The 12,992-nt window shown below is 37.1% G+C and carries 8 protein-coding genes; 6 read left to right on the plus strand and 2 right to left on the minus strand.

The genetic code is table 11. From position 1 onward, the window contains the following. Positions 1–7: 7 nt before the first annotated feature. Complete coding sequence (locus tag LUD75_RS10235) at positions 8–1,618, minus strand: CTP synthase (RefSeq protein ID WP_232705572.1); 1,611 nt, start codon at positions 1,616–1,618, stop codon at positions 8–10. Between the two features lie 120 nt (positions 1,619–1,738). After that, a complete protein-coding gene (locus tag LUD75_RS10240; RefSeq protein WP_232705573.1) occupies positions 1,739–3,733 on the minus strand; it encodes a GEVED domain-containing protein in 1,995 nt (664 codons plus the stop codon). Positions 3,734–3,966: 233 nt separating this feature from the next. Between LUD75_RS10240 and LUD75_RS10245 the strand changes: the two genes are divergently transcribed. The 6 genes from LUD75_RS10245 to LUD75_RS10270 all read left to right on the plus strand — a co-directional run bounded on the left by LUD75_RS10245 (position 3,967) and on the right by LUD75_RS10270 (position 12,946). After that, positions 3,967–5,529, plus strand: a complete 1,563-nt coding sequence (locus tag LUD75_RS10245; RefSeq protein WP_232705574.1) for an AraC family transcriptional regulator — start codon at positions 3,967–3,969, stop codon at positions 5,527–5,529. Beyond that, positions 5,526–6,647 carry a tetratricopeptide repeat protein gene (locus LUD75_RS10250; RefSeq protein ID WP_232705575.1) on the plus strand — a complete coding sequence of 374 codons (1,122 nt, stop codon included), beginning with the start codon at positions 5,526–5,528 and terminating at the stop codon, positions 6,645–6,647. Before LUD75_RS10245 ends, LUD75_RS10250 begins: the two co-directional genes overlap by 4 nt. Positions 6,648–6,650: 3 nt before the next feature. Then, a complete protein-coding gene (locus LUD75_RS10255; protein ID WP_232705576.1) occupies positions 6,651–7,106 on the plus strand; it encodes a DUF1569 domain-containing protein in 456 nt (151 codons plus the stop codon). 275 nt (positions 7,107–7,381) lie between these two features. Beyond that, positions 7,382–8,443 carry an NADPH dehydrogenase NamA gene (gene namA / locus LUD75_RS10260; protein WP_232705577.1) on the plus strand — a complete coding sequence of 354 codons (1,062 nt, stop codon included), beginning with the start codon at positions 7,382–7,384 and terminating at the stop codon, positions 8,441–8,443. Positions 8,444–9,147: 704 nt separating this feature from the next. Continuing rightward, positions 9,148–11,748, plus strand: coding sequence for a DUF2339 domain-containing protein (locus tag LUD75_RS10265; RefSeq protein ID WP_232705578.1), 2,601 nt, complete (start codon positions 9,148–9,150; stop codon positions 11,746–11,748). Next, positions 11,732–12,946, plus strand: a complete 1,215-nt coding sequence (locus LUD75_RS10270; protein ID WP_232705579.1) for a hypothetical protein — start codon at positions 11,732–11,734, stop codon at positions 12,944–12,946. The genes LUD75_RS10265 and LUD75_RS10270 overlap by 17 nt, the downstream gene beginning before the upstream one ends. Positions 12,947–12,992: the final 46 nt, after the last annotated feature.

A 12,992-nucleotide genomic window follows, 5' to 3' on the forward strand; every position in this document is an offset into this window, starting at 1 on the left:
CTAAATCTTATTTTCCTTTGATCGCAGCAGTAATAAATGCTTTGAATAATGGATGCGGCGTTGCTACCGTACTTTTGTATTCCGGATGATATTGAACACCAACGTAGAAAGGATGGTCTTTCATTTCCAAAGTCTCTACCAGTTCTGTTTCCGGATTGAAGCCTGTCGGAACCAAACCTTTTTCCTCGAAGTCTTTTTTGTAGTCACTGTTGAACTCATATCTGTGACGGTGACGTTCTGAGATGGTTTTAGCACCATAAATTTCTGCTAATTTTGAACCAGCTTTCAAAGAGCATTTCCACGCGCCGAGACGCATTGTGCCACCTTTGTCCACTACATTTTTCTGCTCTTCCATCAATGCAATTACAGGATCCGGTGTAGAAGTGTCGAATTCCATACTGTTGGCTTTGCTAAGTTCCAGGACGTTTCTGGCAAACTCGATGGTCATAATCTGCATTCCGAGACAGATTCCCAACAATGGAACTTTGTTCTCTCTTGCATATCTGGCCGCCTGGATTTTACCTTCGATTCCACGATCTCCGAAACCTGGCGCGATCAAAATACCATCAACATCTTTCAATAATTTTTCGGCACCATCAACCTCGATATCGCCGCTGTAAACCCATTTGATTTTCACTTCGGTTTCCATATCAGAACCTGCATGGATAAAAGCTTCTGCAATAGATTTGTAAGAATCCTGAAGCGAAACATATTTCCCAACCAATGCTATTTCTACGGTTTTCTTTGGATTTTTATATTTCTTAAGGAAAGTTTTCCAGTCTTTAAGATTTGGTTCTTTTCCTACCGGAAGATTTAATTCTTGTAAAACAACCTCGTCGAAATTTTGTTTCTGTAAATATAATGGTACTTCGTAGATCGTATCCATATCGATACATTCGATCACGTTTCCTAAGCCAACATTACAGAACTGAGCCAATTTTGCCTTTTGTTCTTTTGGAATGGTGTGCTCTGTTCTGCAAACTAAAACGTCAGCCTGAATCCCGCTTTCCATCAATTGACGTACGGAATGCTGGGAAGGTTTGGTTTTCAATTCACCACTTGAAGCTAAATAAGGCAGCAATGTCAAATGAATAACCATCGAATTATTTTTGCCTAATTCCCACTGCAGCTGACGAACACTCTCTATGTAAGGAAGCGATTCGATATCACCAACTGTCCCGCCGATCTCTGTAATAATGATGTCATAATCCTTTTTGGAAAGCATCTTGATCCTGCGTTTGATCTCGTTGGTAATGTGCGGAATCACCTGAACGGTTTTTCCCAGGAAGTCACCTTTACGCTCTTTTTCGATAACGGTTTGGTAGATTTTTCCTGTTGTAACATTGTTGTTTTGGGAAGTCGGACTGTCCAGAAATCTTTCGTAATGACCAAGGTCTAGATCAGTTTCTGCACCGTCTTCGGTCACATAACATTCGCCGTGTTCGTAAGGATTCAGGGTTCCCGGATCGATATTGATATAAGGGTCAAGTTTTTGGATAGTTACTTTAAAACCTCTCGATTTTAATAAAAGTCCCAAAGAAGCGGAGACTATTCCTTTACCCAGTGACGATGTCACACCTCCTGTCACAAAGATGTATTTCGTTTCTTTTTTACTCATTAGATTAGGTTTGTGCAAAGTTAAAGCATCTGGAGTTAACCTGCAATTCTGAGTCAAGAAATAAAAAGAGCGGATAGAAAATCTACCCGCTCTTTTCGATTAAACTATTAAAAACTATAACTATTCTTTGATGAATTTGAAGGACTTGATCAAGCCGTCAATGTTGGCTCTGATGATGTAAGTACCTTTGGTCAAATTAGATAATTCAATTTTGTTGTCAGATAATTTCTCTACAGATTTTACTTTCTGTCCTGCAACATTGTAAACCTCAACTTTAGAAATATCTTTTGCGCCGTTGAAGTTCAGAACATTCTTAACCGGATTTGGATAGATAGAAACATTCGCTTTGTTAATATCAGAAGCTGCAAGTGATTCTTTGACGTCCAACATATAATCTTCTGACTGTCCGAAGAATGCATCTGTATTGTCACAAGGATTTGTCATAGAAACATCCCAGTTCAGAACAACTCTCATTCTCGTTTTGCCAATAAGGGCAGTAGATGGAACAGAAATATCTCCTGTAATCTGTGCGCCGTCTGCGCCGTCAGAAGTCATTGCTCCAACTTCGTAAACTTCACCTGCATCTGTGAAACTTCCATTTTGATTCCAGTCTACGAAAACTGTTGCGTAATCATATCCGCTATTTGTATTCGCTTCCAAAACGAATGGATATTCGCTGCCTCTGTAAACTTCACCTACTTTGTCCAGATAATATTCGTTTGGTGTCACTGCATACGGATCTGAAGAATTATCAATGCCGGCAAACTGAACTTTGCTAATAGCATCTGTTCCCCATTGCGGCGCACTTGAGCAATACAAATCATTCACTGTAACCTGGAAAGAACATACGTAAACTACTTTTCCGTCTGCATCTATAAGATTATGAACAACATCTGTTTTCCCGATTGGAAATTGAGCTCCTGATTCGAAACCTGAAACCAAAACTGTAGTCAAACCAGTTGAAGATGAAGATCCGCAAACGATTGGCAATGTATAATTAACGGCTGCAGAAGTTTGAGTTACATTTGCAATCGTTGTTTCGATATTTTCCGGGCAAGTGATTCTGCAATCATTTGTTCCAAGCAAAAGATTATTAAGATTCACAATCCATCCGCCGGCAAAGAAAGGCGGAATTGTGTTGTCAAATCCACAAACGAAATTTCCATTAGGAGAGATATTCATTCCGGTTCCTAATTTCGTATCAAACGTTGTAATGTTCACGCCATTTCTAGCCAGAACATCTTTCAGGAAAATTGGTCCTGAACCTAATGATGGGTGGTAAATAATAACTTCTCTATTACCAGCATCACCAGCATATCCCAATGCAATTCCGTTTTCTGAAACAGAGGTAAAAACTGCTTTTTCAAAACCTGAAGGCGGATTGAAAGATTTGTAAATACCGGTTGTGATATCATAGATGAAAGGTTTCCCACCTTTGTAACCTACGATTTGTCCTGCATTATTGATATCTGCTGCTTCGCCTGATTCAAGATTTGCCATATCGATGTAGTGGATGGTGCCATTAGCTTCGAAATAAGCCGGCATCCAGAAAGTTCCGGTGGTCACAAGGTCTTCTCTGTCTGCAAAACCTGCTACTATTCCGCTGCTGTTGACAGCTTCGCCTCTACCATTCACGTAGTTCCCTTCACCGGAAAGTTTGGTCAATGTATTCGTTTCTGTGTCATAAAGAAAAGGCCAGCTTGTAAATCCGGTTGCACCAATTTGTCCTGTTACATACTTGCCGTTTTGTGAAATATCATTGGCATTGGCAAATGAACTGCTGCTTGGCGTTTCCCCTTCGAAATAGCCAATCGTGCTCCAGGTTCCGCCTTTTCTGTAAGCTGCGTAAGCAATACTTTCTTCTTCCGAGATTGCAACCGAAGTAGCTCCGGCAACATCACCAGCATTGTTGATACGGTTGGTAGCCTGCCCACCTTCTGTAGAGGTAGTCGTATTGGTTGTGTAATTGTAATAAGCACCGGAATGGATGGCGTTTCCGCTGTCATTGACATCATAAAAACGAGCACCCATTTCGTCGATCAATCTGAACTCCATTTGCTGTGCACTTACTGAGGACATTGTGATGCCCAATAAAAGTAGATAGACTTTTTTCATAATTCTTTTTAAATATTTAGATGTGAAATTTTTCTCAAACTTATTTCTACAATTTTATATCAAAATAATATCAATTCCTAAAGTTCTACTTCTATAATTCACGAATTTAGAAAGTATTAAAATTTTAAACGATTGACTGACAAGTATTTAAAAATAACTAAAATAACAGCAATTTTCATTAATGAAGTATTAAAAATCGTGTATTTCACAAATAAAAAAACTATTTTTGTAGTATGTTCAGAGGATTTTTTTTGTGGTTTTTATTCTTTTCCGGCGTCATTTTGACCTCGGCGCAAAGCAACCCAGAAACTCTGCAACTTCTCGATAAGGCTTACAAAAGTCTCTACGAAAATCCCGATAACGCATTTCAAATCCTTCAAAACATCGATGAGAATAAAGAATCTGAACTCATCAAAAAACGTGTTCAAATTTTAACTTCCAGAGCGTACAATTTCAAAGGAGATTACGCAAAATCCATCGAACAATCCATTAGTAAAAATCTGAAGAAAAACAGAAACGACAATGCTTCTTTCTACGCCGATTATGCCTTGGCTCAGCAATATCAATCATTGAGACTTTACAAACAATCCATCAGAATTTCGCAAAATCTGGTAGATAATGCTTCGAAGATAAAATCACAGCGTTACCCTGAAAATCTGTTGGCTTACATCTATCAATTGAATGCATCGAATCTGATGGTTCAGAAAAAATGGAAAGAAGCGGAGGAAAACCTGAAGAAAAGTAATGGGTTGTTGAAAAATTCGGATGAGGATTTTATCATTTCGATAGAAAATCAGATTTATGAAACTTTTCTCTATATTTCTCAAAATCAAATTGATAAAGCTGAGAAAACGGCGAATGAAATTCAGACAAAACTTAATAAAACACCGCAATATGTTTTCTTGAGAGCTTTCAATCTAGATAATTTGGGAAGGATTCATTTCCTTAAAAAAGATTATGAAAAATCTACAGAAAATCTGAATCAAGGTTTGGAATTGATTCAGAATAAATCCTACGATGCGCTCAAAAACAGAATCTACGATGATTTGTCTAAGAATTATTTGGCCTTAAAAAATGAAGCACTTTATCAAAAATATTATTCCATCTATAAAGAACAAACCGATAAACTCGATAAAAATAAAAAAGAAGCCATCCGGAATCTCGTCAAGCTGAACGACCAATACGAAAATCAACGCATTGAAGATTCTCACAAAAACTTCACAACGAATATTCTAATCATTTCCATCATTTGTTTGATTGGAATCGCAGCCATTATTTTCTTCAGCATTTCTGAAAAGAGAAAGACAAAATCCATCCAGAAACAAATCGATTTCGACCTGAAACAACAGGAATTCAGCAAGAAAATCGAAGAGAAAGAAATCATTAAAACAGAAAAAACCGAAACTGAAATCTCCAAAAAACCAGTCGTTATCTCCAAAGAAAAAGAAGCAGATATCTTGGCAAGACTTGAGGAATTCGAGAAATCTGAAAACTTCCTGAGCAAGGAAATGTCACTCGCCGTGCTCGCTGGACAACTGGAAACAAACACCAAATATCTGTCGGAAGTCATTAATAAATACAAAGAAAAAAATTACAACAACTACATCAACGAACTCAGAATCAACTACATCGCTTATCTCTTGAAAACCGATTCGGCTTACCTTAATTACAAAGTGAGTTATCTGGCAGAGAAAGCAGGATTCTCGTCCCACAGCGCATTTACAACCGTTTTCAAATCCGTAACCGGCATTTCGCCAAACACTTACATTCAGCAACTGACACAGAACAAAAAATGAAACGCTTCCTTTTCATATTCATCCTTTTCTCATTTACCGGAATTTTCAAATCCCAGTACAATGAAGAATTGTACAAAAAAGCGTTTTCCTATGTCTATGAAAATCCGGATAACGCGTTGGTTTTAGTTCAGAAAATGCTTAAAAAGGAAGACAATATTGATAACAAAATAAAGCTGTATCAGCTGCTTTCTCGGGTTTATATGTCCAAACGCGACTTCGACAAATCTTTGGATTGTGTTTTGAAAATGAAAGAACTCAGCAAATCAATTTCCAATCCTGAACAAAAAATAAAAATCCTAAACTCCATTGCGTTGCAGTATCAAAATATGGGACTTTACAGCAAAACGATGGAATCTCTGGACGAATATTACAAGCTTTGCCAAACCTTGCCGGACGGGAAATTCAAGACACTTTATTTAGGTTTAAATTCCGCAGTTCGAGGTTTGGTTTATAAAAACCAGGATAACAACGAGTTGGCTTTGGAGAAATTCTTCACCGCTTTGGATTACATCAAAAAAGTCGGCAATTACGAGAATTCCATCGCCAATAGCAGCGTCATTCTGTACAATGTCGGCTACAGCTATTTCTATCTAAAGAAATATAATGAGGCAGAAAAGTACTTCAGACAATCCGCAGAAGTCGCCAAAGCCGTTCACGCAGAGAGTTTGGAAGCTTTCGCCTACAAAGGTTTGTCGGAGAATTTTACCGTTCTTGGAAAACATCAGGAAGCCATTGAGCTTTTGAAAAAATCTGTCAATCTGTCCAAAAAAGTCGGCGACCTTGTCCTGAGTGAAGGAATTTACAAAGGTTTTTCGGACAATTATCTCGCACTTCAAGATTGGAACAATTATGAAGTCTACAACAAACTGTACATCGAGACCAAATTTGCAAGGGAACAAAGCGAACTCGCCTCTCTCAACAAAAGTATCGATGTGCTGAATCAGGAAAACAACAAAAAAATCGAGGAGCAAAAAGGCAGAATGAGAATCATAAGTTCCGTTATCATCGCCATTTCTGCCGCCGTATTTATTTGGTTTCTTCTTAATTTTATCAAACACAAGCGACGCAACAAATTATTAATTGAAAAGCTGAATCAAATCAACAAAATCACTAACTAAATAATGAAGAATATTTTCGACCAAAACGATACGAGCCATTTCATCAAGAGAATCAATGCGCTTACGGAAGATTCTTTCCCAAAATGGGGCGTAATGTCCGTAGACAAAATGCTGGCACACTGCAACATCACCTACGAACTCATCTACGAATCCGAAAAACACAAGAAACCAGGCCTCATCACCAAATGGATTCTGAAACGCTTCGTCAAATCAACGGTCGTGAGCGAAACACCGTACAAACACAACTCGCCAACGTCCGCAATGTTCGTGATAACAGACAACAAAAGCTTCGAGGACGAGAGAAAACGCATCATCGGATTCATCCAAAAAACCCAGCAGTTGGGAGCAGAGGCGTTCGAAGGGAAAGAAAGTTTCAACTTCGGAAAACTCACTTCTACCGAGTGGAACAATATGATGGCCAAACACCTGGACCATCATTTGCAGCAATTTGGCGTTTAGAAATATTTGGGCAGCTTTTGACTACGTCGGATAGCAATTTGTCATTATTTTTATGGCAGCTATTTCCGCCCTCCGTTCCCGCTATTTTTTGCCGGAGATTTTCATCTCAAAAGAAAGTGAAGCCATACGCAAAAAATGAGCTCCACTCAGGTCGGGCTGCAGATTCGGCATCAAAACAAGATTGGTCATCAAATTTGAACATTTCCTCTGTTTAGGAAATCTCTAAAACAGCTGCAAATCCAATCATTAACCTTATTATAAATTAATCAATAATAATGAAACTTTTCACACCTATAAAATTCAGAAACATAGAACTGAAAAACCGAATCGTAATGTCGCCAATGTGTATGTATTCTGCGCAAGAAGGCGTTGCAAATGATTTCCATTTCGTGCATTACGGAAGTCGTGCACAAGGCGGCGCAGGACTTATCATTTTAGAAGCAACAGCCGTAGAACCGCGCGGAAGAATCACCAACAAATGTCTCGGCATTTGGAACGACGAACAAGCTTTGGCTTTGAAAAAAATCGTGGATTTCGTTCACGAAAACTCGGAAAGCAAAATCGGAATCCAGTTGGCTCACGCAGGCAGGAAAGGTTCTATCTCCACAGAAACCAACCGCCAATTGGATTTGGAAGCAGGTTGGGAAACCATCGCACCAAGTCCGATTCCGTTCCATCATTCAGAAAGAACACCACACGAATTGACTGTTGAAGAAATCAAAGAATTGGTAGAAGATTTCCGAAAAGCAGCAAAAAGAGCGGTTGACGCAGGTTTTGATGTGATAGAAATCCACGGTGCGCACGGCTATTTGATTCATCAATTTTTATCTCCACTTTCCAACACAAGAACCGACGAATACGGTGGAAATCCAGAAAACAGAGCAAGATTCCTGATGGAAATTGTGGACACAGTGAATGCTGAAATCACAAACGACATCGCACTTTTCGTGAGAATCTCAGGAACAGAATACGCAGAAAACGGCTGGAACGTGAACGACAGCGCAGAACTCGCCAAAGTTTTGAAAACCAAAAATGTAGATTTGATAGACGTTTCCAGCGGTGGAAATATCAATGGCGTAACGATTCCATTAAGTCCAGGTTACCAAGTTCCATTGGCAGAAGATGTGAAGAAAATTGCAGAAATAGATACAGCTGCAGTTGGACTCATCACCACAGCAGAACAAGCCGAAGAAATCCTGGAAAGCGGACAAGCAGATTTGATTTTCCTGGCAAGAGAAATTCTGAGAAATCCATATTTTGCAGTTCAGGCAGCTTGGAAAAATGATGAGGAAAATTTCTATCCGCATCAGTATTTGAGAGCGAAACCAGCGAAGTAATGATACTTGCACAAATCTTACATTCTCTGTTTTTTATTTTTGTGAGCTATGTTTTTTATTTGAAGTATAATAATGGAGTTGTAAAACCAAGTTATATCTATTCAATTGTTTTCTGTGGTTTACTCTTTTTTGTTTTTAATTATTTTTTCAACGGATTATCAAACAAGCTATTTTTCGTCTTGCTGATATTTTCTCTTTCAATTGTGATATTGCAATTTATGAGAAACTTCGTGAATGTATTTGAAACAAGTAAAAAATTGGAGAATCGAAAACAATTAAAAGAAGACGTTGTATCTGTTCAAGATTTCGTATTCAAAAAATTATTTATCGGATTAATTTGTACTTATCAATTATTACTCATTTGGATTCCAGGAATTTTTGAGAAGATGATAGAAAATCAATAAAACAAAAAAGCCGTCCTCCGAAAAAGAACGGCCATTAACGAAAAACATATTTCATTATAGAACTGCTAAAATATCAATTATTTTCATTAATAAAAAATATTTAGAGGATTATTTTAAATTATTTCATAAATATATTTAAATATTCAGACTTAATCCGCAATCGCAGCAGCGCAAAAGCTGTAAATCATAAATTAACTTTCCTCTTCTGGAAAGTTTTTTGTTTTCTGTGCAACACTTGTCAGGATCAACAAACTTAGTTGTATCTTTCATTTACTTATATTTGTTTACAGAAAACACGCCATGGAAATATTTTTACTTTTGCTCATTTTGGTTTTTGTGATCGTCATTCACAGCAAATCGACTTCCAATCATAAAGCAACTCAGGATTCAATTCAGCAGATTCAGGAAAAATTGAATGCATTGAAGGCAGAAATTAACACCAAACCTGTTAGCAAGATCGAAACTGAAATTCCGATTATTAAAGAAGAAATCAAACCGGAAATCATTGTTCCAGTTCCAAAATCACCTCCAGTCGTAGAAGAGATCACAGAAGAAAAACAACCGGAAATTATTGAAAAACCAATTCCTGTTGTAGAAAAAAAATCTCCATCTTCAGAAATTGAAACGCCTCAAACAGAGCAAAAAGTCGCATTCTCTGTTCAAGATAGAATCAGGGCTTTGGATGGTGATTTCAGAGAAATTTCTACGCCAAAAAAATCTTGGATTGAAAACTTCAAGGAAAACAATCCGGATATTGAGAAATTCATTGGAGAAAATCTGATTAATAAAATCGGGATTCTGATCTTGGTTCTCGGAATCAGTTTCTTTGTAAAATATGCCATTGATAAAGATTGGATCAATGAGCCTGCGCGTGTAGGAATCGGTGTTTTGGCAGGTGCACTTGTAATGGGTGTTGCGCACAGACTGAAGAAAAACTATGCTGCTTTCAGTTCGGTTTTTGTGGCTGGAGCGATTAGTATTTTTTATCTCACGATTGGAATTGCATTCCACGATTATCATTTGTTCAGTCAGACGGTGGCGTTTATTATAATGGTTGTCATTACCATTTTCAGTGTATTTGTTTCCGTTTCTTATGACCGAAAAGAACTCGCAATTCTGTCTCTGATTGGCGGTTTTGCCGTTCCGTTTATGGTGAGCACGGGAGAAGGAAATTACAAAGTTCTCTTCACCTACATTGCGATTCTCAATATCGGAATGCTGATGATTGCTTATTTTAAGAAATGGAATTTGGTTACTTTACTGGCTTTTATTTTCAGTTGTCTGCTTTATTCAGCCTGGTTTGGAAAAGGTTTCTACGACGACAAGTTACCGTATCGTGGTGCTTTGTTTTTTGCTACGATTTTCTACCTTATTTTCAGCGTTGCGACGGTCATCAATAATCTCAGGAACAAAGGAACTTTTACAAAACTGGAATATTTTATCATAGTTGCCAACACCTTTTTCTATTTCGGAATGGGAATTACCATTATCGAAAACTGGAAACCGGAGTTAAAAGGTCTGTTTACGGTTGCGCTGGCTTTGTACAATCTGGTTTACGCCCTGTTTTTATACAGAAAATTCGGATTGGACAGAAATGCAATTTATCTCTTATTGGGATTGACTTTGACTTTCGTTACATTAGCCATTCCAATCCAGTTCAAAGGCAATTACATCACTTTATTCTGGGCTGGAGAAGCAGTTTTGCTTTTCTGGCTGTCTCAGAAATCAAAGATCAGCACGTTCAAACTTGGTGCAATCATCGTCCAGCTTTTGATGCTGATCAGCTTGATAATGGATTGGGAAAAATATTATTCCGGAAATTTGATGGAACTAAAACCTTTCATAAACCGAATGTTCATCACAGGAATCGTTTCCGTATTTTCATTGATTTTGAGTTATATTTTATTAAAAAAAGAAAATGATACGACTGAAATTTTCGGCTTCACATTCTATCCGGCAGATTATCGAAATATCATTTTGGGTGTTCTGATTTTGGTTGGCTATTTCACGGGAATGCTGGAAATCAGTTATCAGACAGAAGATTACATTTCCAACTACAGTTCTGGAATTTCGTTTTGTGTTTTGTATCATTTTATTTTCAGCGTTGGCTTGATTTATTTTATATTAAAGTTGAAAAGCAGACTGTGGAACAGCTTTGTCATTATTTTAGCTTCGGCCAATCTTCTATTGTACATCGCATTTTTCTTCCAATTGCCGTTCAACGAATTGAGAGAAAATTACACTTTGAATCTTTCTTCCAAATCGGCGTATTTCATTCATTATATTTTATTGATTTGTCTGGCATATTTCGGTTATGTTTTGATTAAATTCAGAAATGAAAATTCATTCTCAGCGCTTCTCAATCACAAAATTGCTTTATGGGTTTTCGCATTTTTCATCGTTTATGTTTTGAGTAATGAAGTGATGATTCACGGACTGATGTTCGGAAATGAAATCGTTTCCAGCTCAGAATTGGCAAAATTCCCTGTAATGAAAGCTGGCGAATTTAATTATGACAAGGAATTGTTTATCGATGATAAATTCGAAGCTGCGAAAGTTCAAATCATCAAAATTGGTTATCCGATTCTTTGGGGCGTTTTGTCTTTCGTTTTCCTGATTATCGGCATCAAAAAGCAGAACAAACAACTACGAATTATTGCACTTTCTCTATTAGGCATTACGATTATCAAACTTTTTTTCTACGACATCAAAAATGTTTCGGAAACCGGAAAAATCATTGCATTCATTCTGTTGGGTGTTTTGATTTTAATTATTTCATTCGTTTATCAAAAAATTAAAAAACTGGTAATTGATGAAACCAAACCGGAAATTCCTGACGAAATTGAAAAAACAAATGAAAAGAACGAACCTAAAAATCCAAACGATGAAGAAATTAATTAGTCTTTTTTCCTGTCTAATCATCGGAATTTCATCGGCTCAAAATTATCAGGGAAAAATAAACAAAGTCTCTGAAAATAGTTTGCATCAAATATTGCTGACGCCGGAAGTTCGTTCTGCATCTCAGAGTAATCTGGATTTCGTAAGGATTTTCGATTCTAAAAATAATGAAGTTCCTTATATTATTTATAATGGAAAATCGAGTAATTCCAGCTTCAAAAACTTTTCCATCATTTCAAAAACTGCAGTTCCGAATGTTGCGACATCCATTATTATTTCCAACGAAAACGCACTGAATCTTGATAATCTGACGTTTAAAATCGCCAACACAGACGTCGATAAAAAATACAGTATCAGCGGAAGCAACGATCAGAAGGAATGGTTTGGATTGGTAAGCAATAAAATCATAACTGACCTAAGCGAGGCCGGAAAAACGTCTGTAGAGCGAAATTTTTCTTTTCCATTGAATAATTACAAGTTTCTGAAATTCGATTTCATTGATAAAAATTCTTTGCCAATCAATGTTCTGGAAGCTGGTTTGGAAGAAAATTATTCCGCTGATCAATCTAAAATTGAATTACAAAACTTCACTCAAAAATTTGAAACCAATAAAAAACTTAAGCAAACAAGAGTCATAATTTCGTTTCCAAATCCACAAGTGATTGACGGAATCGGTTTCGATATTTCTTCGCCGAGTTATTATCTGCGTGACGCCAGGATTTTGATTAATAAAACAAAAATCCACAAAAGAAACACGGAGCATTTTGAAGAAAATATCAGTTCTTTTCAACTGAATTCCAAAAGTAAAAACAGATTCGAATTTCAAAGTTTTCTCGCAAAAGAATTCATTGTAGAAATTGACAATCAAGACAATCCGGTTTTGGAAATCAAAAAAATCCAGCTTTTCCAGTCGCCGGTCAGTATTTTAACCGATTTGAAAACGAATGGAAATTACACTTTAAAAATCGATTCCGCGTGGTCGGAACCGCAATATGATTTGGCCAGTTCCGGAATTGATTTTAATCAGAATTATCCCGACGCAACGCTTTCGAATTTAGAAAAACTGGATAAGTCAAAACCAAATGAACAAGCAAAAACTTTATGGCAAACGCCATTGTTTATGTGGATTTGCATTGTTTTAGCAGCTTTGCTTATCGGTTATTTTGCTTTGGGATTGATTAAGGATATGAATAAGAATTAGATTAGAAAAAAACTCAGCATATTGAAAATTTTTTCTTTTTGCTGTA

The organism is Epilithonimonas sp. JDS (genome assembly GCF_021261315.1).
GTDB lineage: Bacteria > Bacteroidota > Bacteroidia > Flavobacteriales > Weeksellaceae > Epilithonimonas.

Coding starts and splice junctions, on each gene's coding strand:
- LUD75_RS10265 (WP_232705578.1), top strand. CDS start 9,148: ATGGAAATATTTTTACTTTTGCTCATTTTGGTTTTTGTGATCGTCATT.
- LUD75_RS10270 (WP_232705579.1), top strand. CDS start 11,732: ATGAAGAAATTAATTAGTCTTTTTTCCTGTCTAATCATCGGAATTTCA.
- LUD75_RS10245 (WP_232705574.1), top strand. CDS start 3,967: ATGTTCAGAGGATTTTTTTTGTGGTTTTTATTCTTTTCCGGCGTCATT.
- LUD75_RS10240 (WP_232705573.1), bottom strand. CDS start 3,733: ATGAAAAAAGTCTATCTACTTTTATTGGGCATCACAATGTCCTCAGTA.
- LUD75_RS10250 (WP_232705575.1), top strand. CDS start 5,526: ATGAAACGCTTCCTTTTCATATTCATCCTTTTCTCATTTACCGGAATT.
- LUD75_RS10255 (WP_232705576.1), top strand. CDS start 6,651: ATGAAGAATATTTTCGACCAAAACGATACGAGCCATTTCATCAAGAGA.
- LUD75_RS10235 (WP_232705572.1), bottom strand. CDS start 1,618: ATGAGTAAAAAAGAAACGAAATACATCTTTGTGACAGGAGGTGTGACA.
- namA (WP_232705577.1), top strand. CDS start 7,382: ATGAAACTTTTCACACCTATAAAATTCAGAAACATAGAACTGAAAAAC.